This window comes from Novosphingobium colocasiae (assembly GCF_014652555.1).
Classification (GTDB): Bacteria; Pseudomonadota; Alphaproteobacteria; order Sphingomonadales; family Sphingomonadaceae; genus Novosphingobium; species Novosphingobium colocasiae.
In genome coordinates this window covers 32,960-58,470 of record NZ_BMZA01000010.1, presented here as the reverse complement: position 1 = coordinate 58,470, position 25,511 = coordinate 32,960, and the positions used below count along the sequence as shown (strand labels likewise).

The 25,511-nt window shown below is 64.2% G+C and carries 36 protein-coding genes; 7 read left to right on the top strand and 29 right to left on the bottom strand.

The window, feature by feature from the left end:
• Nucleotides 1-86 precede the first annotated feature (86 nt).
• The 22 genes from rplO to rpsJ all read right to left on the bottom strand — a co-directional run bounded on the left by rplO (nucleotide 87) and on the right by rpsJ (nucleotide 11,328).
• On the bottom strand, nucleotides 87-566 hold the full coding sequence (rplO, locus tag IE122_RS13010) for a 50S ribosomal protein L15 (protein WP_189621611.1): 480 nt from the start codon (nucleotides 564-566) through the stop codon (nucleotides 87-89).
• 106 nt (nucleotides 567-672) lie between these two features.
• Nucleotides 673-1,854 carry an ankyrin repeat domain-containing protein gene (locus IE122_RS13005; protein WP_189621610.1) on the bottom strand — a complete coding sequence of 394 codons (1,182 nt, stop codon included), beginning with the start codon at nucleotides 1,852-1,854 and terminating at the stop codon, nucleotides 673-675.
• A gap of 174 nt (nucleotides 1,855-2,028) precedes the next feature.
• Nucleotides 2,029-2,205 carry a 50S ribosomal protein L30 gene (gene rpmD / locus IE122_RS13000; protein ID WP_189621609.1) on the bottom strand — a complete coding sequence of 59 codons (177 nt, stop codon included), beginning with the start codon at nucleotides 2,203-2,205 and terminating at the stop codon, nucleotides 2,029-2,031.
• Nucleotides 2,206-2,210: 5 nt separating this feature from the next.
• Nucleotides 2,211-2,933, bottom strand: coding sequence for a 30S ribosomal protein S5 (gene rpsE / locus IE122_RS12995; RefSeq protein ID WP_189621608.1), 723 nt, complete (start codon nucleotides 2,931-2,933; stop codon nucleotides 2,211-2,213).
• Between the two features lie 2 nt (nucleotides 2,934-2,935).
• Nucleotides 2,936-3,274, bottom strand: a complete 339-nt coding sequence (gene rplR, locus IE122_RS12990) for a 50S ribosomal protein L18 (RefSeq protein WP_189621607.1) — start codon at nucleotides 3,272-3,274, stop codon at nucleotides 2,936-2,938.
• Nucleotides 3,274-3,807, bottom strand: coding sequence for a 50S ribosomal protein L6 (gene rplF / locus IE122_RS12985; protein ID WP_189621606.1), 534 nt, complete (start codon nucleotides 3,805-3,807; stop codon nucleotides 3,274-3,276). Before rplF ends, rplR begins: the two co-directional genes overlap by 1 nt.
• Entirely contained in the window at nucleotides 3,807-4,202 is a 396-nt protein-coding gene (gene rpsH, locus IE122_RS12980) for a 30S ribosomal protein S8 (protein ID WP_189621605.1), read from the bottom strand. Before rpsH ends, rplF begins: the two co-directional genes overlap by 1 nt.
• Nucleotides 4,203-4,217: 15 nt before the next feature.
• The gene (rpsN, locus tag IE122_RS12975) at nucleotides 4,218-4,523 is read right to left on the bottom strand and encodes a 30S ribosomal protein S14 (protein WP_189621604.1); all 306 of its coding nucleotides are present in this window, start codon (nucleotides 4,521-4,523) and stop codon (nucleotides 4,218-4,220) included.
• 28 nt (nucleotides 4,524-4,551) lie between these two features.
• Nucleotides 4,552-5,133 (bottom strand): 50S ribosomal protein L5, encoded by a 582-nt coding sequence (gene rplE / locus IE122_RS12970; protein WP_189621603.1) that lies wholly within the window; start codon nucleotides 5,131-5,133, stop codon nucleotides 4,552-4,554.
• Nucleotides 5,126-5,443, bottom strand: coding sequence for a 50S ribosomal protein L24 (gene rplX, locus IE122_RS12965; RefSeq protein WP_189621602.1), 318 nt, complete (start codon nucleotides 5,441-5,443; stop codon nucleotides 5,126-5,128). Before rplX ends, rplE begins: the two co-directional genes overlap by 8 nt.
• Nucleotides 5,443-5,811 (bottom strand): 50S ribosomal protein L14, encoded by a 369-nt coding sequence (gene rplN, locus IE122_RS12960; protein ID WP_189621601.1) that lies wholly within the window; start codon nucleotides 5,809-5,811, stop codon nucleotides 5,443-5,445. The genes rplX and rplN overlap by 1 nt, the downstream gene beginning before the upstream one ends.
• A gap of 58 nt (nucleotides 5,812-5,869) precedes the next feature.
• Nucleotides 5,870-6,157, bottom strand: a complete 288-nt coding sequence (gene rpsQ, locus IE122_RS12955) for a 30S ribosomal protein S17 (protein ID WP_189621600.1) — start codon at nucleotides 6,155-6,157, stop codon at nucleotides 5,870-5,872.
• Nucleotides 6,158-6,169: 12 nt separating this feature from the next.
• On the bottom strand, nucleotides 6,170-6,367 hold the full coding sequence (rpmC, locus tag IE122_RS12950; protein WP_189621599.1) for a 50S ribosomal protein L29: 198 nt from the start codon (nucleotides 6,365-6,367) through the stop codon (nucleotides 6,170-6,172).
• 4 nt (nucleotides 6,368-6,371) lie between these two features.
• The gene (rplP, locus tag IE122_RS12945) at nucleotides 6,372-6,803 is read right to left on the bottom strand and encodes a 50S ribosomal protein L16 (RefSeq protein WP_189621598.1); all 432 of its coding nucleotides are present in this window, start codon (nucleotides 6,801-6,803) and stop codon (nucleotides 6,372-6,374) included.
• Nucleotides 6,804-6,824: 21 nt separating this feature from the next.
• Complete coding sequence (gene rpsC / locus IE122_RS12940) at nucleotides 6,825-7,520, bottom strand: 30S ribosomal protein S3 (protein ID WP_189621597.1); 696 nt, start codon at nucleotides 7,518-7,520, stop codon at nucleotides 6,825-6,827.
• Nucleotides 7,521-7,523: 3 nt separating this feature from the next.
• Nucleotides 7,524-7,901 carry a 50S ribosomal protein L22 gene (gene rplV / locus IE122_RS12935; RefSeq protein ID WP_189621596.1) on the bottom strand — a complete coding sequence of 126 codons (378 nt, stop codon included), beginning with the start codon at nucleotides 7,899-7,901 and terminating at the stop codon, nucleotides 7,524-7,526.
• Entirely contained in the window at nucleotides 7,901-8,179 is a 279-nt protein-coding gene (rpsS, locus tag IE122_RS12930; protein WP_189621595.1) for a 30S ribosomal protein S19, read from the bottom strand. Before rpsS ends, rplV begins: the two co-directional genes overlap by 1 nt.
• 6 nt (nucleotides 8,180-8,185) lie before the next feature.
• On the bottom strand, nucleotides 8,186-9,022 hold the full coding sequence (rplB, locus tag IE122_RS12925; protein ID WP_189621594.1) for a 50S ribosomal protein L2: 837 nt from the start codon (nucleotides 9,020-9,022) through the stop codon (nucleotides 8,186-8,188).
• 6 nt (nucleotides 9,023-9,028) lie between these two features.
• Nucleotides 9,029-9,349 (bottom strand): 50S ribosomal protein L23, encoded by a 321-nt coding sequence (locus IE122_RS12920; protein WP_189621593.1) that lies wholly within the window; start codon nucleotides 9,347-9,349, stop codon nucleotides 9,029-9,031.
• Nucleotides 9,342-9,965 (bottom strand): 50S ribosomal protein L4, encoded by a 624-nt coding sequence (rplD, locus tag IE122_RS12915; protein ID WP_189621592.1) that lies wholly within the window; start codon nucleotides 9,963-9,965, stop codon nucleotides 9,342-9,344. Before rplD ends, IE122_RS12920 begins: the two co-directional genes overlap by 8 nt.
• A gap of 3 nt (nucleotides 9,966-9,968) precedes the next feature.
• Nucleotides 9,969-10,724 (bottom strand): 50S ribosomal protein L3, encoded by a 756-nt coding sequence (rplC, locus tag IE122_RS12910; protein WP_189621591.1) that lies wholly within the window; start codon nucleotides 10,722-10,724, stop codon nucleotides 9,969-9,971.
• Between the two features lie 292 nt (nucleotides 10,725-11,016).
• The gene (gene rpsJ / locus IE122_RS12905) at nucleotides 11,017-11,328 is read right to left on the bottom strand and encodes a 30S ribosomal protein S10 (protein ID WP_091146544.1); all 312 of its coding nucleotides are present in this window, start codon (nucleotides 11,326-11,328) and stop codon (nucleotides 11,017-11,019) included.
• 255 nt (nucleotides 11,329-11,583) lie between these two features.
• Here rpsJ and IE122_RS12900 point away from each other — a divergent pair, with 255 nt between their 5' ends.
• Entirely contained in the window at nucleotides 11,584-12,561 is a 978-nt protein-coding gene (locus tag IE122_RS12900; protein WP_189621590.1) for a class I SAM-dependent methyltransferase, read from the top strand.
• A gap of 7 nt (nucleotides 12,562-12,568) precedes the next feature.
• Here IE122_RS12900 and IE122_RS12895 read toward each other — a convergent pair whose 3' ends face one another.
• The 5 genes from IE122_RS12895 to rpsL all read right to left on the bottom strand — a co-directional run bounded on the left by IE122_RS12895 (nucleotide 12,569) and on the right by rpsL (nucleotide 17,568).
• A complete protein-coding gene (locus IE122_RS12895; RefSeq protein ID WP_189621589.1) occupies nucleotides 12,569-12,913 on the bottom strand; it encodes a hypothetical protein in 345 nt (114 codons plus the stop codon).
• Nucleotides 12,914-13,005: 92 nt separating this feature from the next.
• Nucleotides 13,006-14,196: an elongation factor Tu gene (gene tuf / locus IE122_RS12890; RefSeq protein ID WP_189621588.1), complete on the bottom strand. Its 1,191-nt coding sequence runs from the start codon at nucleotides 14,194-14,196 to the stop codon at nucleotides 13,006-13,008.
• Nucleotides 14,197-14,320: 124 nt separating this feature from the next.
• The gene (gene fusA / locus IE122_RS12885; protein WP_189621587.1) at nucleotides 14,321-16,414 is read right to left on the bottom strand and encodes an elongation factor G; all 2,094 of its coding nucleotides are present in this window, start codon (nucleotides 16,412-16,414) and stop codon (nucleotides 14,321-14,323) included.
• A gap of 133 nt (nucleotides 16,415-16,547) precedes the next feature.
• Nucleotides 16,548-17,018, bottom strand: coding sequence for a 30S ribosomal protein S7 (gene rpsG, locus IE122_RS12880; protein WP_189621586.1), 471 nt, complete (start codon nucleotides 17,016-17,018; stop codon nucleotides 16,548-16,550).
• Between the two features lie 178 nt (nucleotides 17,019-17,196).
• A complete protein-coding gene (rpsL, locus tag IE122_RS12875) occupies nucleotides 17,197-17,568 on the bottom strand; it encodes a 30S ribosomal protein S12 (protein ID WP_189621585.1) in 372 nt (123 codons plus the stop codon).
• Between the two features lie 444 nt (nucleotides 17,569-18,012).
• On the opposite strand from rpsL, the gene IE122_RS12870 reads away from it, so the two are divergent.
• The 5 genes from IE122_RS12870 (at nucleotide 18,013) to IE122_RS12850 (ending at nucleotide 21,778) form a co-directional block, all read left to right on the top strand.
• On the top strand, nucleotides 18,013-18,831 hold the full coding sequence (locus IE122_RS12870) for a hypothetical protein (protein WP_189621584.1): 819 nt from the start codon (nucleotides 18,013-18,015) through the stop codon (nucleotides 18,829-18,831).
• Nucleotides 18,832-19,053: 222 nt separating this feature from the next.
• Nucleotides 19,054-19,434 carry an endonuclease domain-containing protein gene (locus tag IE122_RS12865; RefSeq protein WP_189621583.1) on the top strand — a complete coding sequence of 127 codons (381 nt, stop codon included), beginning with the start codon at nucleotides 19,054-19,056 and terminating at the stop codon, nucleotides 19,432-19,434.
• A gap of 486 nt (nucleotides 19,435-19,920) precedes the next feature.
• Nucleotides 19,921-20,256: an antitoxin Xre/MbcA/ParS toxin-binding domain-containing protein gene (locus tag IE122_RS12860; RefSeq protein ID WP_229814119.1), complete on the top strand. Its 336-nt coding sequence runs from the start codon at nucleotides 19,921-19,923 to the stop codon at nucleotides 20,254-20,256.
• Complete coding sequence (locus tag IE122_RS12855; protein ID WP_189621581.1) at nucleotides 20,253-20,831, top strand: RES family NAD+ phosphorylase; 579 nt, start codon at nucleotides 20,253-20,255, stop codon at nucleotides 20,829-20,831. The genes IE122_RS12860 and IE122_RS12855 overlap by 4 nt, the downstream gene beginning before the upstream one ends.
• Before the next feature lie 407 nt (nucleotides 20,832-21,238).
• Nucleotides 21,239-21,778 (top strand): hypothetical protein, encoded by a 540-nt coding sequence (locus tag IE122_RS12850; RefSeq protein WP_229814118.1) that lies wholly within the window; start codon nucleotides 21,239-21,241, stop codon nucleotides 21,776-21,778.
• A 21-nt stretch (nucleotides 21,779-21,799) separates the two neighbouring features.
• Here IE122_RS12850 and IE122_RS12845 read toward each other — a convergent pair whose 3' ends face one another.
• The gene (locus tag IE122_RS12845; RefSeq protein WP_189621579.1) at nucleotides 21,800-22,813 is read right to left on the bottom strand and encodes a glycosyltransferase family 4 protein; all 1,014 of its coding nucleotides are present in this window, start codon (nucleotides 22,811-22,813) and stop codon (nucleotides 21,800-21,802) included.
• The gene (locus tag IE122_RS12840) at nucleotides 22,782-23,894 is read right to left on the bottom strand and encodes a glycosyltransferase family 2 protein (protein ID WP_189621578.1); all 1,113 of its coding nucleotides are present in this window, start codon (nucleotides 23,892-23,894) and stop codon (nucleotides 22,782-22,784) included. Before IE122_RS12840 ends, IE122_RS12845 begins: the two co-directional genes overlap by 32 nt.
• Nucleotides 23,895-24,119: 225 nt before the next feature.
• Here IE122_RS12840 and IE122_RS12835 point away from each other — a divergent pair, with 225 nt between their 5' ends.
• Entirely contained in the window at nucleotides 24,120-25,115 is a 996-nt protein-coding gene (locus IE122_RS12835; protein WP_189621577.1) for a glycoside hydrolase family 16 protein, read from the top strand.
• The last annotated feature ends 396 nt before the right edge of the window (nucleotides 25,116-25,511 follow it).

Sequence of the window (25,511 nt, the reverse complement as noted above, 5' to 3'; positions counted from 1 at the left end):
CAAAGCCCACTCCGCGCAAAAACGAGAAGAGGGCGAAGCGCTGATGCGCCTCGCCCTCTCCGGTATCCTGTAGTGCGGCGCGGGCCTCAGGCCTCGGCGGTTTCAACCGCCGGCAGCGCAACCGAACCGCCGGCCTTCTCGACCGCTTCGATCGCACCCTTGGAAGCGCCGGTCACCGCGAACGCCACCTTGGCGGTCAGTTCGCCCTTGCCCAGCAGGCGCACGCCGTCCTTGCCGCCACGAGCCAGGCCGGCGGCCTTCAGCGCAGCGTGATCCACCGTGCCCGACACGTCGAGCTTGCCGGCGTCGATCATCTTCTGGATCGCGCCCAGGTTCACTTCTGCGTAGTCCTTGGCGAACTTCTTGTTGTTGAAGCCGCGCTTCGGCAGGCGCATGTGCAGCGGCATCTGGCCGCCTTCGAACCCGGCGATCGAAACGCCCGAACGCGCCTTGGCACCCTTCTGGCCGCGGCCGGCGGTCTTGCCCTTGCCCGAGCCGATACCCCGGCCCACGCGCATGCGGCGGTGACGGGCTCCGGCGTTATCGCGGATATCATTCAGTTTCATGGTCTGCACTCGCTTTCGCTGTTGTCGCGCTGGATGGAAAGGCGGCCCCTTAAGCGAAACCTTGTAAAGAGTCACGCGCCTTTTTGGCCGGGCTGCGCTATCGCCATTACGGCCTCGGCTTATCACCCAGACCTAGTACCAGCTTTCCATCGGCGGGGACCGCAATGCCAAACGCATCGCGCGCGGGTGTCCACCGCAGCACCTCGATCCCCCGCTGGCACAGCGCCGCGTCGAACTTGTCGAACCCGGTTCCCGGCTCAAGCCGGCAGTCGAGAGACTTACCCTCCGGATCGACGGCGATGATCATCTCATGGCGCGCGAAAGGCTTGGTGACGAGCTGCGCCTTGTAGACGCCGCGCAGATCGGTCAGGCTCTTGTTGAAGGCATCGATCCCAAGGTCATGCGCGCGCGGCAACTGGCGCAGGGTGGCGAAATCGTCTTCGGTGATGAGCGGCCGCATGCGCCAGATCATTGCCCCCCACCGCATGGTGCGGGCGATCTGCATCGGCGAATCGCGATCGACCAGACCCTGGCATTTCGCCCCGGCCGGGGAAGCGCCCTGATTGAGCAGGAAGTCCGCTGCCGGCCAGCGTCGATAGGCCACTGCCCAGGCGAGCGGGCTCATGCCGAACAGATCGGGCTGGTTGATATCGCGCCCGGCGCGCAGCAACAGCCGCAGCCGCGCGATCGATCCACGCCGCGCCGCCTGCCAGATGTCACTCGGCTTGGCCGGGGCGCGCAGGCCCGGATACCCGTAAGCGCGATAGCCGGGCTCGAACAGGTGTGAGGCATTGTCCTCGGCTTGCGGCTTGCCGGAATAGGCGCGGCAGATATCGTCGAACGGATAGCGCCGGTCTGCCATCACCGTGGCGTTGTAGACGCTGGCGAAAGCGACCAGATCGGACGAAGCCGGCTTCTGCCCTTCGTTCTGGGTGAATTCGATGACTCGCGCGGTCCAGGGCGACAGGCCGCCCATCAGCCGGCAGCGCGCGCCGTATGCCTCGGTCGTGATGCCATCGACGGTCATCCGCCCTGCGAGGCGAAAATCGCCGCGATCCATGGCCTTGCGCGCTTCGGCAACCGGATCGGGATCGCGGGTCAGCAGCGCATGCCGCAGGGTGCCGTCCGCGCGAGCCTGCTTCTGGTAAAAGCCGGGGACATAGCTGCCATCGCTGCACTCCTGCCCGCGCGCACCACGCCGGGCATCATCGCCGGGTGAATTGCCGCAGCCTCCCAGGGCCAGCGTGGCAGCGGACAAGGCAGCAGTGACGATCGCCTTACGGAACAATGCTTTCCCCCGGGGAGCTAGGCGGCGTGAACGAACTCGGCGGCGAACGCCCATACCACAAGCACGTGCGCTGGGAAGGCCCTCACCCGCCGTCCGACCTCCAGGCTGTTCAAAACAAAAGGCCCCGGCGTTTCCACCGGGGCCCTTCGGTCGCGACACAGAGTGCCGATGGTCTTAGTCGACCACCTGGACCATGTGCGGAAGCTTGGCGATGGCACCGCGCACTTCGGCGGTGTCTTCCAACTCCACCACGCGATGCATCTTGCCCAAGCCGAGACCGATGAGGATCTTCTTCTGGCTTTCCGGGCGACGGATCGGCGAACCGATCTGCTTGATCTTGATCTTGGCCATGCTGCTTACTCCACGATAGCGGCGGCGGCGGCTTCGGCCTCCACCTCGCTGGCCCCGCCACGGCCGAGAAGGTCGGCGACCTTCTTGCCGCGACGCTGCGCGACCGACTTGGGCGATGCCTGGTTGGTCAGCGCGTCGAAGGTGGCGCGGATCATGTTGTAGGGGTTCGAGGTGCCGACCGACTTCGAGACGACATCATGGATGCCCAGGCTTTCGAACACGGCGCGCATCGGACCACCGGCGATGATACCGGTACCGGCCGGAGCCGACCGCACGTTGACCTGGCCGGCGCCGAAGTGGCCCTTGCCGTCATGATGCAGGGTGCGGCCTTCCTTGAGCGGAACGCGGATCATCTTCTTCTTGGCCGAAGCGGTCGCCTTGGTGATGGCTTCCGGCACTTCGCGAGCCTTCGAGTGGCCGAAGCCGACCCGGCCCTTGCCATCGCCCACCACGACCAGCGCGGCGAAACCGAAGCGCTTGCCGCCCTTGACGGTCTTGGAGACGCGGTTGATGTGGACGAGCTTCTCGATCAGCTCTTCGCCCTGCTCGTCGTCGTTGCCGCCACGGCCACCACGACGATCATCGCGACGGCCACCACGGCCGCCACGGTCACCGCGATCGCCGCCGCCACGGCCACGGCCGCCACGGCCACGACCTTCGCGGACTTCGGTTTCACCGCCCTGCGGCTGTTCTGCGGCGATCTGTTCAATGTTGTTTTCGTCAGCCATGATCAGAACTCCAGCCCGGCTTCACGGGCGGCATCGGCCAGCGCCTTGACGCGACCATGATAGAGGAAGCCACCGCGGTCGAACACGACAGTGGTGATGCCGGCCTGCTTGGCGGCTTCGGCCAGTTCCTTGCCGACACGGGTTGCCGCGTCGACATCGGTGCCCTTGCCACCCAGCGTGTTGGCTGCGGCAACGGTACGGCCCTGCGCATCGTCGATGATCTGCGCATAGATGTGACGGCCGGTGCGATGCACCGACAGGCGGGGACGACCGCCCGAGCGGGCACGAAGGGCGGTGCGGACGCGCCGCTTGCGGCGGTCGAAGAGGGACAGCTTTGCCATTACTTCTTCTTCCCTTCCTTACGGAAGATAAACTCGCCGCGGTACTTGATGCCCTTGCCCTTGTAGGGTTCGGGCTTGCGCCAGCGACGAATCTCGGCCGCGAGCTGGCCGACCTTCTGCTTGTCGATACCGGAGATCTCGACCGTGGTGTTGTCAGGGGTCTTGACTTCAAGACCTTCCGGCACCGCGATGTCGACGTCGTGCGAATAGCCGAGCTGCAGCTTCAGGTTACGACCCTGAGCGTTGGCACGGTAACCGACACCAGTGATTTCGAGCACCTTGGTGTAACCTTCGGTCACGCCCGAGATGAGGTTCGAAACCAGCGTGCGCTGCATGCCCCAGTGGCTGCGCGAGGCCTTGGTCTGGTTGACCGGGCGCACCGCGATGGCAGCGTCGTCCAGCTCGTAGGTGACGAGATCGGACAGACCCATGGTGAGCGTGCCCTTGGGGCCCTTCACCGACAGGATGCCGTTATCGATGTTGGCGGAGACCCCGCTCGGGATCGCCACCGGCTTTTTGCCGATGCGGCTCATCAGAACACCTCCGCGAGCACTTCGCCGCCGACGTTCTGGGTGCGGGCCTCGGCGTCCGAGAGCACGCCACGCGGCGTCGACACGATGGTGATGCCAAGGCCGTTGCGCACGATCGGCAGTTCCTTGGAACCCGAATAGACGCGGCGACCGGGCTTCGAGACGCGCGCGATATGCTTGATCGCGGGTTCGCCCTCGAAATACTTCAGTTCGATGCGCAGTTGCGGGTGAGCACCCGACGCGTCATCGCTGAAGCCACGGATGTAGCCTTCGCGCTGGAGCACTTCCAGAACGCGGGCACGCAGCTTGGAAGCGGGCGAAAGGACGGAATCCTTCTTCGCCTGCTGGCCGTTGCGGATACGGGTGAGCATGTCACCCAGGGGATCGGTCATAGCCATTATTCTAAATGCCCCTTACCAGCTCGACTTGGTCACGCCGGGGATCATGCCCTTGTTGGCAAGATCACGCAGCTCGACGCGGCACAGGCCGAACTTGCGGTAGTAACCGCGCGGACGACCGGTGGTCGCGCAGCGGTTGCGAATCCGGGTCGGATTGCCGTTGCGCGGGATTTCGGCCAGCTTGAGACGAGCAATGAGGCGCTCGGTCTCGTCAAGGCTCTGGTCGTCGGCAACGGCCTTGAGGCGCGCGTACTTGCCGGCATACTGCTTGACGAGCTTCTTGCGACGCTCGTTCTTGTTAACGGAACTCAGTTTCGCCATGGACTTAAGCTCTCTTACCTAAGACCGCTCACGCGGCCTGCTTCTCTTCGGCGGCTTCCGCCGGGAACGGGAAACCGAACAGGCGCAGCAGTTCGCGTGCTTCCTCATCGGTCTTCGCGGTGGTGGTGACGATGATGTCCATGCCACGCACCTTCTCGATCTTGTCGTAGCTGATCTCCGGGAAGATGATCTGCTCCTTCAGGCCCATCGCATAGTTGCCACGGCCGTCGAACGACTTGGGGTTCAGGCCACGGAAGTCGCGGATGCGGGGCATCGCGATCGTGATGAGGCGATCGAGAAATTCGTACATGCGCTCGCGGCGCAGGGTCACCTTGCAGCCGATCGGCATGCCTTCACGCAGCTTGAACTGCGCGATCGACTTGCGGGCCTTGGTGATGACCGGCTTCTGGCCCGAGATGGCTTCCATCTCGGCAGCGGCCGTGGTGACCTTCTTCTTGTCCTGGCTCGCCTCGCCCACGCCCATGTTGAGCGTGATCTTCTCGATCCGGGGGATTTCCATCACGTTCTTGTAGCCGAACTTCTCGGTCATCGCCTTGACGATTTCCGCATCGTACTTGGAACGGAGGCGCGGAGTGTACTTGTCAGCCATCGATCGTTTCCCCGGACTTGACGGCCACACGGACCTTCTTGCCGTCCTTGACTTCGAAGCGCACGCGGGTCGGCTTGCCGTCCGCAGTGGCTACGGCAACCTTGCTGATCGCCATCGGCGCGGCAGTGCGGTCGATGCCGCCCTGCGGGTTCGCCTGGGTCGGCTTGCGGTGGCGGGTGGCGACATTGATGCCGTCGACCACGACCTTGCCATCCTTGGGCAGAACCTGGCTCACGGTGCCGGTGCGGCCCTTGTCCTTGCCGGACAGGACGATCACGCGGTCACCCTTCTTGATCTTCGCGGCAGCCATCACAGCACCTCCGGAGCGAGCGAGATGATCTTCATGAAGCCGCGGCCGCGCAGTTCGCGCACCACGGGGCCGAAGATACGGGTGCCGATCGGCTCCTCGTTCTTGTTGATGAGCACGGCGGCGTTACCGTCGAAACGGATAACCGAGCCGTCGGCGCGGCGCACGTCCTTCTTGGTGCGAACGATCACCGCACGGTGAACGTCGCCCTTCTTGACGCGGGCACGGGGCTGCGCCTCCTTGACCGACACCACGATGATGTCGCCAACGCCTGCGGTACGACGCTTAGACCCGCCCAGCACCTTGATGCACTGGACGCGCTTGGCGCCGCTGTTGTCCGCGACGTCGAGATTGGATTGCATCTGGATCATCGATCCGGTTCCTTCTCACTGGCTTGCCGGAACAAGTCCGGCAGTTCCAAAAATCGTCTTAGTTGGCTGCGTCGACTTCGAGGTTCGCCTCGATCGCGGTGCCCTTGCTCGCAGCGAGACGGTCAAGCACCTTCCAAGTCTTGGTCTTGGAGTAGGGCTTGGTTTCCTCGATGCGGACCTGGTCACCGGTCTTGAAGGTGTTGTCCTCGTCGTGCGCGTGATACTTCTTCGAGCGGCGGATGATCTTCCCGTAAAGGGGGTGCTTCACCTTGCGCTCGACGAGCACGGTCACGGTCTTGTCAGTCTTGTCGGAAACAACGGTCCCGATCAGGATACGCTTGGGCATCGTGTTTCCTCCTTACTGCGCCGAACGCTCGGCCTGCAGCGTCTTGATGCGCGCGATTTCACGACGCACTTCCTTGACGCGGGCCGGACGCTCTAGCTGGTTGGTGGCAGCCTGGAAGCGCAGGTTGAACTGCTCGCGCTTGAGATCAGCAAGCTCGGCGCCCAGTTGATCGTCGCTCTTGGCGCGCAGGTCTTCGGTTTTGCTGGCCATGGGTTTAGCCCTCCAGGTGCGAGGTGTCGCCGAGGCGGGCAACGACCTTGGTCTTGATCGGCAGCTTCATCGCAGCGCGGCTGAAAGCCTCGGCAGCGAGCGGGCCGGCGACGCCGTCCAGTTCGAACAGAATGCGGCCCGGCTTGACGCGGGCAGCCCAGTATTCGACCGAACCCTTGCCCTTGCCCTGACGGACTTCGGCAGGCTTCTTCGAAACCGGCACGTCCGGGAAGACGCGGATCCACAACCGGCCCTGACGGCGGATGTGGCGGGTGATCGCGCGGCGGGCCGCTTCGATCTGGCGGGCGGTGATCCGCTCGGGCTCCATGGCCTTGAGGCCATACGATCCGAAGTTCAGATCGGTGCCGCCCTTGGCGTCACCCTTGATCCGGCCCTTGAAGGCCTTGCGGAACTTGGTTTTCTTCGGTTGCAGCATGGTGCTTGTCCTACCTCAGCCTCAGCGTGCCGGACGCACGCCGGAGGTCTGAGCCTCCATCATCAGGCGGTCCTGCGCCATCGGGTCGTGGCCCAGGATCTCACCCTTGAAGATCCAGCACTTGATGCCGATGATGCCATATGCGGTCAGCGCTTCGGCTTCGGCATAATCGATGTTGGCGCGCAGCGTGTGCAGCGGCACGCGGCCTTCGCGATACCATTCGGTACGCGCGATTTCCGCACCGCCTAGACGGCCGCCGCAGGTGATCTTGATGCCTTCGGCACCCAGACGCAGCGCCGACTGAACCGCACGCTTCATGGCACGACGGAAAGCGACGCGACGCACGAGCTGATCGGCGATGCCCTGGGCGACGAGCTTGGAATCGATTTCCGGCTTGCGGATCTCGACGATGTTCAGCTTCACGTCGCCATCGGTCATCGTGGCCAGCTTCTTGCGAAGCTTCTCGATGTCAGCACCCTTCTTGCCGATGATGACACCCGGACGGGCGGCATAGATCGACACGCGGCAGTTCTTTGCGGGACGCTCGATCACCACCTTGGAGATCGCGGCCTGCGGCAGCGATTCCATGATGAACTTGCGGATCTTGAGATCCTGCTCAAGCAGCTTGCCGTAATCGCGGCCTTCCGCGAACCAGCGGCTGTCCCAGGTGCGGTTGATCTGCAGGCGCAGACCGATCGGATTGCTCTTGTGACCCATGGATCAGGCCTCCTCGACTTCGCGGACGACGATCCGCAGCCGCGAAATCGGCTTGAGGATCCGGGTCGACTTGCCACGGCCACGGGCGTGGAAGCGCTTCATGGTGATCGACTTGCCAACCGATGCCTCGGCAACGACGAGCGCGTCGACGTCGAGGTTGTGGTTGTTTTCCGCGTTGGCGATCGCCGAAGCGAGCACCTTGCGGGCATCGACAGCCATCGCCTTCGTCGAGAAGGCGAGGATGTTCATGGCATCCTCGGCGCGCTTGCCGCGGATCAGGCCGGCGACCAGGTTGAGCTTCTGTGCCGAACCACGGATCGTGGTCCCGACGGCGAGAGCTTCCTTGTCACCAACCTTGCGGGGTGCAGCTTGCTTGCTCATCAGCGCTTGCCCTTCTTGTCGGCGGCGTGGCCGGGGAAGCTGCGGGTGGGAGCGAACTCACCCAGCTTGTGACCGACCATGTCCTCGTTGACGGCGACGGGAACGAACTTGCGGCCGTTGTAGACGTTGAACGTCAGACCAACGAACTGCGGCAGAATGGTGGAGCGACGCGACCAGGTCTTGATCGGACCGGCGCGGTTGCCGGCCTCCTGCGCGACTTCAGCCTTCTTGAGAAGGTAGAGGTCGACGAAGGGGCCTTTCCAGACGGAACGTGCCATCGTGACTTACCTCTTCTTCTTGGCGTGACGCGAACGGATGATCATCTTGTCCGTCTGCTTGTTGTTGCGGGTGCGGGCACCCTTGGTCGGCTTGCCCCACGGCGTGACCGGATGACGGCCACCCGAGGTGCGGCCTTCACCACCACCGTGCGGGTGATCGACCGGGTTCTTGGCGACGCCGCGCGTCAGCGGGCGACGGCCCAGCCAGCGCTTGCGGCCGGCCTTGGCGAGGGTCTGGTTGGAGTTGTCGGGGTTCGACACGGCGCCAACGGTGCCCATGCAATCGCCACGCAGGTAACGCTGTTCGCCCGAGTTGAGGCGCACGATCACCATGCCGCGGTCACGACCGACGACCTGCACATAGGTGCCGGCCGAACGGGCGATCTGGCCACCCTTGCCCGGCTTCATCTCCACGTTGTGGCAGATAGTGCCGACCGGCATCTGCGAGAGCAACATCGCGTTGCCCGGCTTGACGTCGGTCTTCTCGCCGGCGACGACCACGTCACCAACCGCAAGACGTTGCGGGGCGATGATGTAGGTCTGTTCGCCGTCGGTGTACTTCACCAGAGCGATGAACGCGGTGCGGTTAGGATCGTATTCCAGGCGTTCGACCGTGGCATCCATGTCCCACTTGCGACGCTTGAAGTCGATGAAGCGGTACTTCTGCTTGTGGCCGCCGGCAATGCCGCGCGAGGTCACGTGACCCTTGTTGTTGCGGCCGCCGGTCTTGCTCTTGCCCTCGGTCAGCGACTTGACCGGCTTGCCCTTCCAGAGCGCCGACTTGTCTACGAGGACCAGGCCGCGACGGGCGGGGCTGGTCGGGTTGTATGTCTTGAGTGCCATGGTGCCTTAACCCCGCACGCCTTCGGTGATGTCGATCGACTGGCCTTCGGCCAGCGTGACAATCGCCTTCTTCACGTCGCTGCGGCGGTATTCCTTACCGCGCCAGCGCTTGGTCTTGCCCTTGACGACCAGCGTGTTCACGCCGGTCACCTTGACGCCGAAGAGAGCCTCTACGGCAGCCTTGATCTCGGGCTTGCTCGCCTTGTCGGCCACCTTGAAAACGACCGCGTTCTGCTCGGAAAGCAGGGTCGACTTCTCGGTGATGTGCGGAGCGAGGATCACGTCGTAATGACGAATGTCCACGTCCTTCGCTGCGTTCTTAGCCATTGAAGCGCGCCTCCAGCTTTTCGACAGCGGCGCGGGTCAGCACCAGCGTATCATGCTTCAGGATGTCGTACACATTGGCACCGACGGCGGGGAGCACGTTGAGGCCGACGATGTTGCGCGCGGCGCGGGCGAAGTTGTCGTTCACCGCTTCACCGTCGATCACCAGGACCTTCTTGCCCCAGTTCGCCTTGGCGAGCGTGGCGACGAGCGCCTTGGTCTTGCCTTCGACGTCGAGGCTGTCGACGACGACCAGACCGCCCTGCGCCTTGGACGACAGCGCCATCTTGAGGCCGAGCGCGCGAACCTTCTTGTTCAGCGAAACGTCGAACTCGCGACGACGAGCGCCGTGAGCCTTACCACCGCCGATGAAGACCGGAGCCGCACGATCGCCGTGACGGGCCGTGCCGCCACCCTTCTGGCGACCGAACTTCTTGCCGGTGCGGGCAACGTCCGAACGCTCGCGAGTGGCGCGGGCGATGCCGCGACGGTTTTCGAGCTGCCAGGTGATGACACGATGGAGGATGTCGGCGCGCGGCGCGAGGCCGAACACGTCATCCGAGAGATCGACTTCGCCGGTGCCGGCGGTGCCGTCCAGATTGAGGACCTGAACCTTCACGACTTAGCCCTCCTGGCCTTCGGTCGCCTCGACGGCCGCGGTGTCTTCCGCGGGGGTGTCGGCAGCCTGATCGTTGCTGTTGGCGGCGGTCTTCAGACCGGCCGGGTACGGAGCCTCGGCGTGACGGTCCACCTTGACGGCGTCCGAAACGGTGAGCCAGGCGTTCTTCGAGCCGGGCACCGAGCCCTTGACGAAGATCAGGCCACGCTCGTCGTCCACGCGGACGACTTCGAGGTTCTGCTGGGTGCGCTGACGGTCGCCCATGTGGCCGGCCATCTTCTTGTTCTTGAAGACCTTGCCCGGATCCTGACGGTTACCGGTCGAGCCGTGGGCACGGTGCGAAATCGACACGCCGTGCGTGGCGCGCATACCACCGAAGCCCCAGCGACGCATGGCGCCCTGGAAGCCCTTGCCCTGGGTGTGGCCGGCAACGTCAACCAACTGGCCGGGCACGAAGTGCGAGGCAGCGATGGTGGAGCCGACTTCCAGGAGCGCGTCGTCGGCGACGCGGAATTCCGCGACGCGCATCTTGAGGGGAACCTGCGCCTTGGCGAAGTGCTCGCGCTGCGGCTTGGCTACGTTCTTCTGCTTCGCTTCGCCGGCACCGAGCTGGACGGCAACATAGCCATCGACATCGGTGGTACGGACGGAGACGACCTGGCAATCTTCCAGCGCCAGGACGGTGACGGGCACATGCCGGCCGTCCTCCTGGAAAAGGCGGGTCATCCCGACTTTCTTAGCGATCACGCCGGTGCGCATGACCAAAACTCCTCACAGAGGCCAACAGGGACCATCCCCGCAGGCGTGTCCAGCCCTGGTGCGATGCGTGGCCCCCGTCCGGGCTGGGTGCTCCCTGCCCGCCCATATGGGCGGCGGAAGCGAGACGGGGGACGCATTCCTGGAGCAAGCCCCAGAGGTATCCCTTGTGTCCACCGGCGGCGTTGGTGCCGGGGGCTCTGTCTCTCGCGAGGTTTCCCTCGTTCAAGCCGATCCTTGGGATCGGAAAGGATGTGGACCGAAGTCCGAAATTTTGCGCCTGAGACTGGCAGGCTTACGCCAGCTTGATCTCGACATTCACGCCGGCAGCCAGATCGAGCTTCATCAGCGCATCGACGGTCGCGGCGTTGGGCTGAACGATGTCCAGCAGACGCTTGTAGGTGCGCACTTCGAACTGCTCACGCGACTTCTTGTCGATGTGCGGTCCACGGTTGACGCAGAACTTTTCAATCTTCGTCGGCAGCGGGATGGGGCCACGGATCAGAGCGCCGGTGCGGCGTGCGGTATCCGCAATTTCACCCGTTGCCTGATCGAGAACGCGGTGGTCGAACGCCTTGAGGCGGATGCGGATGTTCTGAGCTTCCATGTACCTGCTACCGATGAGAAAGAGCCAAAGGGCATACGCCCCAAACAAATTCGAAGCGCGCCCCTACATCGGCATCGGGATTCGCGCAAGCGCTGATTTGCGACATTCTCGGAGGATATGGCCCGCACGGCTTGAGGTGGCCGGAACGGCGGCAGGATTGGTGCGTCGGTTATCGGGCGCACTGAAGCAATAAAATGAAAAAATTGGGCAAATCACGAGCAAAGGACCTGCTCCAGCAAGAGCGAAGGAGGCTCCATGCTGGTTGAAGATGCACGCCTTATCATCGATCGGCTTGCTTGCCCCGCGTGTCACGGGCCTCTCACCATCGATCGCGAGAGCATGCGTTGCACGGCTCCCAAATGTTCACAGAACGCCGAGCCATTCGCGAGCCTTGGCGGCAAACCCGTCCTCATTGACTTTGAACGCAGCTACATCGATCGCGCGGCGATCATCGAGACCGGCGGTGCCAGCCCACTTGACCGGCGGGAGCGCAGCCCACTCGTTTCACGCATCCTGCACGGCTGCAATCATGCATCGCCCCATTTTGCGCAACGGCTGATCGAGAGCTTGACGCGAGATCGCGTCGATCCGACCATACTCGTGATCGGCGGCGGTCGTGTCGGCAGCGGGGCCGATGCACTGTATCAGGACCAACGGGTCCGCGTCATCGCCCTCGACGTCTATGCCAGCCCGTTGGTGACAGTCGTGGCGGACGGGCACAGACTGCCCTTTGCGGACGGCAGCATCGACGCCGTATGGGTCCAGGCGGTCCTTGAGCACACTCTTGATCCCATGGCGATCGTGGCCGAGATGCACCGGGTGCTGCGCCCGGGCGGTCTCGTTTTCGCCAACGTGGCGTTCATGTGGCCCATCGTCGAGCAAAACTACGATTTCACGCGATACACCGCGAGTGGTCTGCGCTGGCTGTTCCGCGATTTCGACGTCGAGGCGATGGGCTTTTCGTCCGGTCCCGGAACGGGTGTGGTCAACGCGATACGCTATCTCGCCCAGTCACTGTTGCGGAACGAGAAACTCGGTAGCTTTGCTACCCTGCCCTTCCTGTGGCTACGCTGGCTCGATCGGTTTTGTGGCAACCGGCGCGGGATGGATGCGGCACCGGCACCATTCTTTTATGGCCGTCGCCGCGAATGCGGGATTACGCCACGGCAACTCATCGCCTTCTACGATGAGCAGCCCGACCTGATCCGCGCCGCGCACCGGTTGCGAAGCTGAGACCGGTCTATTTCCGCTTCTTCGGGATGGGTGCGTAAAAGTCGGGATCCTTCTTCGCGACCCATGCGACAAACTTCTCAATCGCCGGATCGGCCAGCAAGCCGCTGGCGTCCATGCCGAAGCGTTCCAACTGCGAATTGGTGAAGTGGGCGATGATGGTCTGCTGGCAGATCGGGTGCATCGGCACCGTGTCGCGCCCTCCCCGGCTCTTGGGTACCGGGTGGTGCCAGACCACCTCTTCCCCACAAGGACGCCCGCACAGCCAGCAATCAGGCTTGGGCGCGGCCTGCTCCTCCTCGTCATCGCGATAGAGGTCCTCGCGCGGACCATGCTTGGAATATTTGCGCGCCATTCTCCGGCTCTCCTCCCCTGATGCGAAAAGCCCGGCCTCCCTTGCGGAAGACCGGGCTTTTCTTGTCCGGTGTTACCCGTGATCTGCGAAGCTTACTTCGAGATCGAGGCAACCACGCCCGAACCTACGGTGCGGCCGCCTTCGCGGATAGCGAAGCGCAGACCTTCGTCCATCGCGATCGGGGCGATCAGCTTGATCGACAGCGAGACGTTGTCGCCCGGCATGACCATTTCGGTGCCTTCGGGAAGGATCACTTCGCCGGTCACGTCGGTGGTGCGGAAATAGAACTGCGGACGATAGTTGGCGAAGAACGGCGTGTGACGGCCGCCTTCTTCCTTCGACAGCACGTAGACTTCGGCGGTGAACTCGGTGTGCGGGGTCACGGTGCCCGGCTTGGCGAGAACCTGACCACGCTCCACGTCTTCACGCTTCAGGCCACGAACCAGCGCGCCGACGTTGTCGCCGGCTTCACCCTGGTCGAGCAGCTTGCGGAACATTTCGACGCCGGTGACGACGGTTTTCTGCGTGTTGCGGATACCGATCACTTCGACTTCGTCGCCAACCTTGACGATGCCGGTCTCGATACGGCCGGTCACAACGGTGCCGCGACCCGAGATCGAGAACACGTCTTCGACGGGCATCAGGAAGGGCTTGTCGGTCGGACGCGGGGGCTGCGGGATGAACTCGTCAACCGCCTTCATCAGCTCAAGGATCGATTCCTTGCCAATGTTGTCGTCACGGCCTTCGAGAGCGGCCAGAGCCGAACCCTTGACGATCGGAATATCGTCGCCCGGGAAGTCATACGAGGACAGCAGTTCACGCACTTCGAGTTCGACGAGCTCGAGCAGCTCTTCGTCGTCGACCTGGTCAACCTTGTTCATGTAGACGACCAGCGCCGGCACGCCGACCTGGCGAGCGAGCAGGATGTGCTCGCGGGTCTGCGGCATCGGGCCGTCAGCGGCGTTCACGACCAGGATCGCGCCGTCCATCTGGGCGGCACCGGTGATCATGTTCTTCACGTAGTCAGCGTGGCCCGGGCAGTCGACGTGCGCGTAGTGACGGGCTTCGGTCTCGTACTCGACGTGGGCGGTCGAGATGGTGATGCCGCGCTCGCGCTCTTCGGGAGCCTTGTCGATGTTGGCGAAGTCAACGGCTTCACCGCCGAAAGCTTCGGCCATCACCTTGGTGATCGCAGCGGTCAGCGTGGTCTTGCCATGGTCAACGTGACCGATGGTGCCGATGTTGCAGTGCGGCTTGTTCCGCTCGAATTTTGCCTTGGCCATCTTTCAAACCTTCTTTCGTCTTGAATGTGAATCTGCAGGCTTCGGAGCGGGGCCCACGGAATCGCAGGCGCCGCCCCTAGAACCATTCCTGCCCGGAGGCAAGCTTCTCCTTCGACCCGCCAGCTTAGGCGAGCTTCTCCTTGACTTCGGCCGCGACGTTCGCCGGGACTTCGTCGTAGTGGGAGAAGAACATCGAGTAGTTGGCACGGCCCTGGGTGAACGAGCGGAGCTGGTTCACATAGCCGAACATGTTGGCAAGCGGCACCATCGCCTCGACCACCTGCGCGTTGCCGCGGGTGTCGGTGCCCTGGATCTGGCCACGACGGCTGTTCATGTCGCCGATGACGTCGCCGAGGTAATCCTCGGGGGTGACGACTTCGACCTTCATGATCGGCTCGAGCAGCTTGATGCCCGCCTTCTGGGCCACTTCGCGCATCGCGCCGCGGGCACAGATTTCGAATGCCAGCGCCGAAGAGTCGACGTCGTGGTATGCACCGTCATAGAGCAGCACTTCGAAGTCGATGATCGGGAAGCCGATCAGCGAGCCGGTCTCGGCGGTCTCGCGGAAGCCCTTCTCGATCGCCGGGATGTATTCCTTCGGAATGTTGCCGCCCTTGATCTCGTCCTTGAAGACGAAGCCCGAACCGCGTTCACCCGGAGTGACCTTGACCTTCACGCGGCCGAACTGGCCGGTACCGCCCGACTGCTTCTTGTGCGTGTAATCGATGTCCACCGGCTTGGCGAGGTATTCGCGGTAAGCCACCTGCGGCGCGCCGACGTTGGCTTCGACCTTGAACTCGCGACGCATGCGATCGACGATGATGTCGAGGTGCAGTTCGCCCATGCCCTTGATGATCGTCTGGCCCGATTCATGATCGGTCGACACGCGGAACGAGGGGTCCTCGGCCGAGAGACGGTTGAGCGCGACGCCCATCTTCTCTTGGTCGGCCTTGGTCTTGGGCTCCACCGACAGTTCGATGACCGGCTCGGGGAATTCCATGCGTTCCAGCACGATCGGCGCGCGTTCGGCGCAGAGCGTGTCGCCCGTGGTGGTTTCCTTCATGCCGGCAAGCGCCACGATGTCGCCCGCAAAGGCTTCTTCGATGTCCTTGCGGTCGTTGGCGTGCATTTCGAGAATGCGGCCGACCTTTTCCTTCTTGCCCTTCACCGAGTTCAGGTAGCTGCCCTTCGACAGGGTTCCCGAGTAGATGCGGATGAAGGTGAGCGAGCCGACGAACGGATCGTTCATGACCTTGAAGGCCAGCGCGGAGAACGGCGCACCGTCTTCCGGCGGACGGCTGTCCTTCTCGTCGCTATCGACCTTGACACCCTGCACGTCTTCGATGTCGAGCGGCGAAGGCAGGTAATCAACGACGGCGTCGAGCAGGGGCTGCACGCCCTTGTTCTTGAACGCCGAGCCGCAGACCACCGGCACGAACGCGTGGCCCAGCGTACCCTTGCGGATCAGCTTCTTGAGCGTATCGACGTCAGGCTCGTTGCCTTCGAGATAGGCTTCCATCGCGTCGTCGTCCTGTTCGACGGCGAGTTCGATGAGCTTGAGTCGATATTCGGCCGCTTCGTCAGCCATGTCGGCCGGGATCTCTTCGTAGAAGAACTCGGCCCCCAGCGATTCATCCTTCCAGATGATCGCACGGTTGTGGACGAGATCGACGAGGCCCTTGAGGTCCGCTTCCATGCCGATCGGCAGATAGAGAACCGCCGGCGTCGCGCCAAGGCGATCGATGATCGACTGCACGCAGTATTTGAAGTTGGCGCCAGTGCGGTCCAATTTGTTGATGAAGCACATGCGGGGGACGCCGTACTTGTCGGCCTGGCGCCATACGGTTTCGGACTGCGGTTCGACCCCGGCGACGCCGTCGAAGCAGGCGACCGCGCCGTCGAGCACGCGCAGCGAGCGTTCGACTTCGATGGTGAAGTCAACGTGCCCGGGGGTGTCGATGATGTTGATGCGGTATTCCTCGCCCTGGCCGCTGTCCGCCTTCCAGAAGCAGGTGGTGGCCGCCGAGGTGATGGTGATGCCGCGTTCCTGCTCCTGCTCCATCCAGTCCATCGTCGCGGCACCATCGTGCACTTCGCCGATCTTGTAGGACTTGCCGGTGTAGTAGAGGATGCGCTCGGTCGTCGTGGTCTTGCCGGCGTCGATGTGCGCCATGATACCGATGTTGCGATACAGCGAGAGCGGATGGCTGCGGGCCATGGTGAAAATCCTTAGAGAGCTCAGGGTGTGGGGAGCGAAGCGGCCATGAGATAAGCCCTCGCCCCCTGAATTGGAAGTGTGACGCCCGGATGACCGCCGATCGACCGACAGCCCCCGGGCGACACAGACCCCCTTACCAGCGGTAGTGCGAGAAGGCGCGGTTCGCGTCCGCCATGCGGTGCGTGTCCTCGCGCTTCTTCACGGCATTGCCGCGGTTGTTGGCGGCATCGAGCAGCTCGCCCGACAGGCGCGCGGCCATCGTCGTTTCCGGACGGTTGCGCGCGGCCGTGATCAGCCAGCGGATGGCCAGCGCCTGGGCGCGCTCGGGACGAACCTCGACCGGCACCTGGTACGTCGCACCGCCGACGCGGCGCGAACGCACTTCGATCTGCGGCTTCACATTGTTCAGCGCATCGTGGAACAACTGCACCGGATCGGCCTTGGCGCGGCTCTGCATGGTATCGAGAGCGCCATAGACGATCGATTCCGCGACCGACTTCTTGCCGTCGAGCATGAGGTTGTTCATGAACTTCGACAGGGTCTGATCCCCGAACTTGGGATCAGGCAGGATTTCCCGCTTCTCGGGACGACGACGACGTGACATTTTCGCTGTTTCCTTCGGAAATGCGGCACTCCCGTCCGGGAGCGCCTCGCGGCACCGGCCCTCTCCCCCACCCGACCACCCATGAGACTACCCTGTCGGGTGGTCGGGTGGGGGAGAGGGCCGGTGCCGCACCCGCCGTGAGGCGGGAGAAGAATGACTCTATGCGGCTAGGCCCGGGTCACTTCGGACGCTTGGCGCCGTACTTCGAGCGGGACTGCTTGCGGTCCTTGACGCCCTGCGTGTCGAGCACGCCGCGCAGGATGTGGTAGCGCACGCCGGGAAGGTCGCGCACGCGGCCGCCGCGGATCAGCACGACCGAGTGCTCCTGCAGGTTGTGGCCTTCGCCGGGGATGTACGAGATGACTTCGCGGCTGTTGGTCAGGCGGATCTTGGCCACCTTGCGCAGCGCCGAGTTCGGCTTCTTCGGGGTGGTGGTGTAGACGCGGGTGCAGACGCCGCGCTTTTGCGGGTTCTGCTCCATCGCCGGGACCTTGCTCTTGGCCTTCTGCGGCTCGCGGCCCTTGCGGACAAGCTGGTTGATAGTGGGCATCTGGCTCTTCTCTTCAAATGGGAGTGCGATGGATGCGGGCCGAAGGCATCGGCCGGTACCCGTCGCACCCCGGTTCAAACCGGGTCCGGGAGCAGGTTTCTCGAAAGGAAGATGCCGCGAATCACGCAAAGGGCAAGGCCGAAGCGGCGTCCGAAAGGACCGCCGGGGCCATGCAGCGTGAGCCGAAGAACACTCCACCCGATGGACCAACCCACGGATTACTCTGCCGTTTTCCGCCATAAAGGCGGGAAGCGGCAGCGTTCAGCTCTATGTTGTGCCTTCCGGGCGGGGCCCGAAGGGATGCGCGCCGTTAGCGGGTTTGGGGGGTGGGGTCAAGGTTGGGGGGCATTGAGACCTGCCGTTCCGAGGCGCGCTAGCAAACTGTGATATTTCTGCAGCCACAATATTGACTCCAGCAGAGTTTCGTGACGCTTTGAAAATATCATGACCGCGACTTCCCCTCACGCACGCCGCTGTATATTTTGCGGCTCGAGAAAAAACATGACCCGCGAACATGTAGTCCCGAACTGGTTACGTAATATAATTCCTCGGGTGAGCGAAAACCATACTCATGTTGCGACACTTTACATCAAAAATGAATCCAAACCGACATTTCAGCGATTCGTTAAAACACGTGGCGGAAACTTGGGGACGAGACAACTCCTCATGGTCTGTGAAATCTGCAACACAGGCTGGATGAAGGATCTACAGGATGAGTTAATTCCGATTCTCTCCCCTTTGATTAATGGAGACTGGACGAAGTTTTCGGCACAACATGCGGAACGAATATCGGTATGGCTGGCCATGACCACGTCAGTTGTAGCGATGAGCTTCCCGAAATCTGGTGGAGTCACAGTGAATGATCGAAATTTTATACGTAGAAATCTTGCGGTGCCCCCTGGATGGCTGATGTGGCTCGGTCGGGGTTCGGGATTCCATAGGATTACGTATTCAAACCGCCCCGGCACCGTTATCCTGGGAACCGATGCGACTGCCCCCGACGTGGTCGAGACAAACCTGGCAGTCACCACCATCGTACTGGATCAATTGATCCTCCACTGTATCAATGCTCCAAATGCCAAGCTCTTACCCGACCTAATCCCTTATTCAGTTGATTTGGCGGTGTTTCCTATTCACCCGTGGGGTCAACCACCGTTAGATTGGGCCACTATGCCAATAATCCACGACAAGTCTTACGAATGGATTCGGCTTAGAGACGCTTATTATTTCGAAGTCATGCAACCTCTCTTCTCAAGAAGTTAACATAATCGGATAGATGCTGCATCAATAATAATAACATGCGCTTCCATAGTGATTTCCAGTGCTATTGCTACCGCGAAATCGGGCGCTATTCTCCCCTCCCGCTCGCGGGAGGGGCACGAGACTTGGGCCGTAGGCCTTAGTCGCAGCGGGGTGGGCCGCCCCTGCCCTCGGCTGACAACTTTTTAACTCCCCATATTCGGCGACGCACCACAGCCTACGCCGGTGCCCGATTTCAAACCCCGCCATACGCAGCGCGCGCGCCAGTTGCGCAATGCGGCTACGCCCGCTGAGCGGATGCTCTGGCGGTATCTCGCGCGAGGGCAGATGGGGGCGAAGTTCAGCCGGCAGATGCCGGTTGGCCCGTATTTCGCGGACTTTCTCTGTCGCGAGTTGGGCCTTGTTATCGAACTGGACGGGTTTTCCCACAATGCGCGCCCCGAATACGATCTGGCGCGCGATCGCTGGATGGCGGAACAAGGCTTGCGGGTGCTGCGGTTTCCGAACGCTGCGGTCTTGCGGGAAATGGAGATGGTGCTAGCGGCGGTTTCGGCTGAGATTTCGGTTTTGCGGGGGGCTCGGGATGGCCCACCCCGCTGCGACTAGCGGGCAAGCCCGCAAGTCTCGCTCCCCTCCCGCAGGCGGGAGGGGGTGCCAGCGCCACGGCACAGCGAAGTGCTGTTTTCCCCTCCCGCTCGCGGGAGGGGCGCGAGACTTGGGCCGCAGGCCTTAGTCGCAGCGGGGTGGGCCGTCTCCAACCCTTGCCGCACAAACCATTTTCCTACACCCGCGCCATCGCGGCACATAGGCCAGCCTTGGGGAATTCGTTTCAACTGCGCCGGATCCCTCCACCATCCGCGCTGCGGATGGTCCCCCTTCCCCGCAGGGGGAGGATGGGGAACGAGGTCCATGCATTTGCGCAGCCGCCCGCTTTCCATTCGGCTGTGATGCAACTGGTTTTCACCGACTGGCAGTCGTGAAAACGATATGATAGTGATGGATACAGCAAGTGTGCTTTCTTTTGGCGCGCGCCGCAGCGCGACTGGGGCAGGACATCTTGCGGAGCGCATGCGTGTGGAAGGTCATGACAGCATGAATGCCGTTTCCCGGTTCATCGACAGGTTGCAGGACGATGGCGGCCTGAAGGGAACCGACATTGCCAATTTCGCCGATGTCTCTTCGGCAACCGTCCACCGCTGGAAAGCCGGTTCGCATGCGCCCAGGCCCGAGGTGCAGCTTTTGCTGGCGCGGCTTCACTATGTGGTGAGCCGCCTGGATGAGTATTACACGCCCGAGGAAGTGCGCATCTGGCTCTATTCGGAGCATCCGCAGCTTGACGGGCAGCGGGCGATCGATCTGATCGTCAACGATCGCACGGCCGAGGTCATCGCGATCCTCGATCGCCTCGATGCCGAGGCCTATCTTTGAGTCAGGACTATCGCCTGCCCCGACCGCAGGCTTTGCTGGATGCGATCGAGAGCGAAACGCCGATTGCACTGGACGCGCGACTGTGGCGGGTGGTCAGTGATGGCCGTGATCCGCTGAGCGCCGGGCGATCGGGCGGGCGTTGGGACGACGGCAGTTTCGATGTGCTCTACACATCCAGCGAGCGCGACGGGGCGTTGGCGGAGGCATGGTTCCATGCCGCGCGCGGCCAGCCGATCCCGCCCTCCAGACCGGCAAAGCGCGTCCATCGGATCAGTGCGGAACTGACCCGTGTGCTGGACCTTTCCGGGGAAGGCCGCCTCGCCGCATTGGGCGTGAACATGCAACTCTATGGCCAGCTTTCCTACGTCCAGCGCGGCGGTGAATACCCCACCACCCAGCAGATCGGCGAGGTTGCATTCTTTTACGAATACGAGGCCATCGTCGTTCCCAACGCGCGCTGGCCGACGAGCAATGTGATCGTCCTGACCGAACATGCGAGCATTTCGGCGCTCACGGCAGACCACGGCGAGCTGATCGACCTTGCCGCGTGGCGCGCCAGCACCCGGCCAAGATGACCGGGCGGCGGTGGCTGCACGCTGAAACCATTTTCCTACAGCCCCGCCATTAAGGTACATAGGCCAGCCTTGGGGAACTCGTTTCAACTGCGCCGGATCCCTTTGCCATGCCGCATGATCGCAAGACCCGCTCCCGCAAGGGGGGCGATGATGGACGTTCCGTAATTGGCGGGCGCCCCTCCACCGTCCGCGCTGCGGATGGTCCCCCTCCCCCGGTGGGGGAGGATAGGCGCCCCGCCGCGCGGGGGGAGCGGGAGGATACAGGCCCTCCCCCGGCCCCTCCCGCGAACGGGAGGGGGGATTGTGGGACGCCATCGCCTGCGGCTTTGGCGTGTGTTTCGGTCCGGCCTTCTCGGCGCACTTCGCGCACGGCGTTTGCCGGCGACGAGCCGGACGGGGATGATCCGTTGCTGGCCTTTGCGCCCTATCTCCACAAGCGGCCGCGCCGCAATGCGATCACGCCCGACCGGCAGCGCGCGTTCATCGCGGCGCTGGCGGCGACGGGGATCGTGACGCAGGCGGCGCGGCGGATCGGGGCTTCGCTGGAGGCGCTGTACAAGCTGCGCGGCCTGGCCGGGGCGGAAGGGTTCGCCGCCGCGTGGGAGGCGGCGATCGACCGCGGCATCATGCGGCTGGAGGATTGCGCGCTGGAACGCGCCATCGTCGGCGAGCTGCGCCCGCTGGTGAGCGGGGGCGAGGTGGTGGCCCACTATGTCCGCCACGATACGCAACTGATCCTGTTCCTGCTGCGCCAGCGCCGCAGCGGCCGCTATGGCCGCGACGTGGACCTGCGCCCCGGCTCCGCCCTGTACGAGCGCGTGCGCGCGGCGATCGAGGCGGAGCGGCCGAGCCAGGAGGAAATCTATGCCTCGATCGACGCCAAGCTGGACCTGATGCGGGCGCGGAGCGAGGCGGCGCTGGCGGAGCGGGAGGATGAGGAGGATTGAGGATGGTTGAGGTGGCCCCCCTCACTCGTTCGCGGCCAGCGCGCGGAGCATGCGTTTGGCGCGTTGCAGGGGGGTGGGGCGGTGGCGGGCGCAGGGATCGGCAATGTCCGGTGTGTGACGGGCGGTGTGGGCGAAGAACGCCTCGATCCCGGTGAACAGGTGTTCGAGCCGCTGCGCCACGGCGGCGGGGGCGTAGGGTTCCAGAAAGGCGGCGTCCGGCGGCCGGGGGCCCTGCGCGGCGACGGCTTGGCGGACCTGTTCGACGTCCCACGCCAGCGAGTGGACGCGCAGCTTGTGGCAGTTGACGGCGGGATCGAGATAGTCCGACAGGGCATCGTTCACGCTGGAGAACACCACGCAGCCTTGCGCCAGCGCCTCCAGCGGGGGGAGGCCGAACCCCTCGGTCGCGCCGACGGCGATCCAGTGTTCGACCGAATCATAGAGGTAGACCTTGCTGCGCCGCATCCATGCGCCGAGATCATCGACCCAGCCATCGAGCAGGACCACATGGCAATGCGGGCGCAGCGCCGGGACCAGCCGTTCGAGCAGGTAGCGCGAGGATTTGCGCGTCTGCACCAGCACATCGATATCGCGCGCGGGGGGCGGCACGGCGGGGGGCGGATCGATCACGTTGGGGACGTCGATCACGTTGGGGACATGGGCGATCCAGTTGTTCGGCGCGCGGCGGCCCCAGTAGGCTTGCGTGTTGCGGCTGACGCACAGGATCGGCACCTGCGGCGAAATGCGCATGCCCCAGCCCGAACTGTGCGCGAAATAGACGACATCGCGCCCGCGCAGCCGATCGAACAGCATCGCAATATCCGGCCCCCAATGGATGGCGAAGATGGGCGCTTCGGGGCCGGTGGCGGTGTGGGCGAGCACATCGTCAAGATGGTCCCACCCGGCGACGCGCGGGCCGTAGGCGGCGGCGGAGACGCGGGTGAAGCGGGCGCAGGCGTGCTGGAACCGGACTTGCGCCGAATTGCCGCCGACGTCCATGCGATCATGCGGAAACAGGAAGACGATCGGCCGCATGCACGGGCTCCGGCAAGGGGGTGGAAGGGATCAGGGCATCGGCCATGGCTTCGAGAAAGGGCTGAATTTCCTCCGCCCCGGCGAGGCGATGGCGGGTGCCGGGCTGCGGGCTGGCGGGCAGACCAAGCCGCCGGGCCAGCCCTTCGCGCACGCTGCCGCGCATCAGCCGCCGCGCCACCGGATCGCCGCGCAGGATCGCGACGGCGCGGCCCCAGGCGCGCTGCTTGAACGCCGCCACCGCATCGAGATGGCGCAAGGTGCCGACAAGGTTGACCCGCCGCGCCGCCAGTTCATGGGCCAGCGCATCATCATCCGCCGCCACGTCCGCCTGATCGAGCGCGAGCAGCAGCCCGGTGAGATCCGCCCGATCGAGGCGGTGCGAGGTGGATGCCGCGTGGCGACGGTAGAAATAGGTCGGCTCCGGAACAAACCGGTAGCGCGCCCCGGCCATCAGGCAGCGCAGGACGAGATCGAAATCCTCGCCGATGCGCAGGCGTTCGTCATAGGCGAGGCTGTGCGCGCGCAAGAAGCCGAGGTCGAGCAGCGGCTTGAGATAGCCGAGCGAGACCCCGCCCCCGCCGATCATGTTGGCGGCGACGAACCGCGCCGCGCCGATATCCTGCGGCACGCGCCACGCATCGCCCGGCGCGAACGGCACCGCCCGCAGCGCCCTGCCCCCGTCGTCCACCGCGAAGGCGAGCATGTTGGCGGCGCAGACCTGCGCGCCCGACCGCTGCCGCGCCCGCAACAGCCGTTCGACATGGCGGGGATGGAGCAGATCGTCGCTGTCGAGGATCAGCGCCAGCGGCGCGGCGGCGGCGGCAAGGCTGGCGTTGCGCACCGCGCTCAACCCCCGGCGCGGGCCGGGCAGCACCCGCACGCGCGGATCGGCGGCGGCATGCGCCTGCGCCAGCGCCGGGGTATCATCGACCGAGCCATCATCCACCACCACGATCTCTATCGCGGACACGGTTTGCCGCCGGGCACTATGCAGGGCGGCATCGATCGTGCGCCCGGCGTTGCGGGCGACCATCAGGATCGACACTTGCGGCAGGATCGACACTTGCGGATTGGCCGGCACGCACTGCCCCTTTTGCGCTGATCATGACCGACCGGCGAAAATCCGCCGCGATTCGCGCCAAGGCTAGTCCACCGCCGCCGCTCGCCGAACCGCAGAGGCATCCGTTATGGAGGCGAATTACACATACTTACGAGGCGAGCCGGGTAGGATGGCACCCGGTTCCGGCGGCGATCCCCGCGCCCCCGGCCATGGGATCGAACTGGTATGCGCCCTCGCCTTCCGACAATGCCCGGCCCTTCGCCGACGGCACGGATCGCCCGCCTCGCCATGGCGGGTACCGCACTGGTAATAGCGTTGGCGCTGGCGCTGCCGCCCTGCCCGCCCGCGCTGGCCGCCGGTGTGCCGATCGTGGTGGCGGGCGAAGCGCAGGAGGCCAGGGCCGGTGCGCCGCTCTCCAGTTATATCGACACCAGCGCCCGCCCCGCGTTCGAGGATCGCTTCGCCACGTTCGATCACGGCACCGATCAGGCCCCCCCGCTGCAGCCGCATCGCTGGCGCACCGTCTATGGCTATGGCGGCGCGTTCTCCATGGCGAACCGGCACATGTCATCGACCAGCTTCGGATCGGACGCGGCGTTCGCGGGGTTGAGCGCCGGCGGGCCGGGCACCGGCCCCGGTGCAGGCCCCGCACCCGGCCCGCGCCCGCTGGGCCTCGATCCGTTCGTCCACCGCCCCGGGATGCTGACGATCATGGCCCACCGCACCCCCGATCGGGCGCGGCTGCTGGCCTGGAACAAGCCCTATTATGGCGGCATCATCACCACCAAGTTCAGCTTCGCCCAGCGCTACGGCTATTTCGAGATCGACGCGCGCCTGCCCGTGGGCAAGGGCATGTGGCCGGCGTTCTGGCTGATGCCGATCGACGGCGCGTGGCCCGAGTCCGGCGAGATCGACGTGTTCGAAGGCCTGGGCGATCCGCGCTCGGTCTATTGCACGGTGATCGCCGGGCGCACCAAGGTCTCGCGCCGCATCCGGCTGTCGTTCGACGCCTCGGCCGGGTTCCACCGCTATGGCGTGCTATGGCGGCCCGACGTGATCGTGTGGTTCATCGACGGCCGCGAGGTCTCGCGCGCCGCCACCCCGCCCGCGCTGACCCGCACCAGCGCCTACCTGATCGCCAACCTGGCGATCGGCGGGGCCTGGGGCGGCTTTCCGGATGCGAAGACGGTGTTTCCGGGGCGCTATGCGATCCGCAGGATATCGGTGTGGCCGCTGCGGTGAGGGGTCGCTAACGCCAAGCGCCGGAAATCTGAATCCGTTCGTGTCGAGCGAGGTCGAAACACGCTGGCGCGCTGGTTTGCGTGTCTCGCCTGCGCTCCCCCACTTGCTCGACAGCGCAGCGCCTGAGACGGGGCGGTGGGGCTGGTCCGAAAGAAGAAAACGGGTTCGCGCAGAGGCGCAAAGACGCAGAGGTGCTGCGCTTGCGGCACTGCCGCTTTCCCATTCGAGGGTGCGTTTGTCGCGGCGTTGAAACGGGGCTGGCGTCGGCGGCATCGAGCAACACCTCTGCGCCTTCGCGCCTTCGCGTGAACCATTACTTCCTTTGTGGTTGCGGTCCGCAGAATTTCGGCCGGCCGCTGCCGTCGCGCCGCACGGGCTCCATGAGCCTATGCCAGA

Excerpts from the sequence above, each read along its gene's own strand:
- rplO (WP_189621611.1), bottom strand. The coding sequence starts at position 566 with ATGAAACTGAATGATATCCGCGATAACGCCGGAGCCCGTCACCGCCGC.
- rpmD (WP_189621609.1), bottom strand. The coding sequence starts at position 2,205 with ATGGCCAAGATCAAGATCAAGCAGATCGGTTCGCCGATCCGTCGCCCG.
- rpsE (WP_189621608.1), bottom strand. The coding sequence starts at position 2,933 with ATGGCTGACGAAAACAACATTGAACAGATCGCCGCAGAACAGCCGCAG.
- rplR (WP_189621607.1), bottom strand. The coding sequence starts at position 3,274 with ATGGCAAAGCTGTCCCTCTTCGACCGCCGCAAGCGGCGCGTCCGCACC.
- rplF (WP_189621606.1), bottom strand. The coding sequence starts at position 3,807 with ATGAGCCGCATCGGCAAAAAGCCGGTGGCGATCCCGAGCGGGGTCTCC.
- rpsH (WP_189621605.1), bottom strand. The coding sequence starts at position 4,202 with ATGGCTATGACCGATCCCCTGGGTGACATGCTCACCCGTATCCGCAAC.
- rpsN (WP_189621604.1), bottom strand. The coding sequence starts at position 4,523 with ATGGCGAAACTGAGTTCCGTTAACAAGAACGAGCGTCGCAAGAAGCTC.
- rplE (WP_189621603.1), bottom strand. The coding sequence starts at position 5,133 with ATGGCTGACAAGTACACTCCGCGCCTCCGTTCCAAGTACGATGCGGAA.
- rplX (WP_189621602.1), bottom strand. The coding sequence starts at position 5,443 with ATGGCTGCCGCGAAGATCAAGAAGGGTGACCGCGTGATCGTCCTGTCC.
- rplN (WP_189621601.1), bottom strand. The coding sequence starts at position 5,811 with ATGATCCAGATGCAATCCAATCTCGACGTCGCGGACAACAGCGGCGCC.
- rpsQ (WP_189621600.1), bottom strand. The coding sequence starts at position 6,157 with ATGCCCAAGCGTATCCTGATCGGGACCGTTGTTTCCGACAAGACTGAC.
- rpmC (WP_189621599.1), bottom strand. The coding sequence starts at position 6,367 with ATGGCCAGCAAAACCGAAGACCTGCGCGCCAAGAGCGACGATCAACTG.
- rplP (WP_189621598.1), bottom strand. The coding sequence starts at position 6,803 with ATGCTGCAACCGAAGAAAACCAAGTTCCGCAAGGCCTTCAAGGGCCGG.
- rpsC (WP_189621597.1), bottom strand. The coding sequence starts at position 7,520 with ATGGGTCACAAGAGCAATCCGATCGGTCTGCGCCTGCAGATCAACCGC.
- rplV (WP_189621596.1), bottom strand. The coding sequence starts at position 7,901 with ATGAGCAAGCAAGCTGCACCCCGCAAGGTTGGTGACAAGGAAGCTCTC.
- rpsS (WP_189621595.1), bottom strand. The coding sequence starts at position 8,179 with ATGGCACGTTCCGTCTGGAAAGGCCCCTTCGTCGACCTCTACCTTCTC.
- rplB (WP_189621594.1), bottom strand. The coding sequence starts at position 9,022 with ATGGCACTCAAGACATACAACCCGACCAGCCCCGCCCGTCGCGGCCTG.
- IE122_RS12920 (WP_189621593.1), bottom strand. The coding sequence starts at position 9,349 with ATGGCTAAGAACGCAGCGAAGGACGTGGACATTCGTCATTACGACGTG.
- rplC (WP_189621591.1), bottom strand. The coding sequence starts at position 10,724 with ATGCGCACCGGCGTGATCGCTAAGAAAGTCGGGATGACCCGCCTTTTC.
- rpsJ (WP_091146544.1), bottom strand. The coding sequence starts at position 11,328 with ATGGAAGCTCAGAACATCCGCATCCGCCTCAAGGCGTTCGACCACCGC.
- IE122_RS12900 (WP_189621590.1), top strand. The coding sequence starts at position 11,584 with ATGCTGGTTGAAGATGCACGCCTTATCATCGATCGGCTTGCTTGCCCC.
- IE122_RS12895 (WP_189621589.1), bottom strand. The coding sequence starts at position 12,913 with ATGGCGCGCAAATATTCCAAGCATGGTCCGCGCGAGGACCTCTATCGC.
- tuf (WP_189621588.1), bottom strand. The coding sequence starts at position 14,196 with ATGGCCAAGGCAAAATTCGAGCGGAACAAGCCGCACTGCAACATCGGC.
- fusA (WP_189621587.1), bottom strand. The coding sequence starts at position 16,414 with ATGGCCCGCAGCCATCCGCTCTCGCTGTATCGCAACATCGGTATCATG.
- rpsG (WP_189621586.1), bottom strand. The coding sequence starts at position 17,018 with ATGTCACGTCGTCGTCGTCCCGAGAAGCGGGAAATCCTGCCTGATCCC.
- rpsL (WP_189621585.1), bottom strand. The coding sequence starts at position 17,568 with ATGCCCACTATCAACCAGCTTGTCCGCAAGGGCCGCGAGCCGCAGAAG.
- IE122_RS12870 (WP_189621584.1), top strand. The coding sequence starts at position 18,013 with ATGACCGCGACTTCCCCTCACGCACGCCGCTGTATATTTTGCGGCTCG.
- IE122_RS12860 (WP_229814119.1), top strand. The coding sequence starts at position 19,921 with ATGAATGCCGTTTCCCGGTTCATCGACAGGTTGCAGGACGATGGCGGC.
- IE122_RS12845 (WP_189621579.1), bottom strand. The coding sequence starts at position 22,813 with ATGCGGCCGATCGTCTTCCTGTTTCCGCATGATCGCATGGACGTCGGC.
- IE122_RS12835 (WP_189621577.1), top strand. The coding sequence starts at position 24,120 with ATGCCCGGCCCTTCGCCGACGGCACGGATCGCCCGCCTCGCCATGGCG.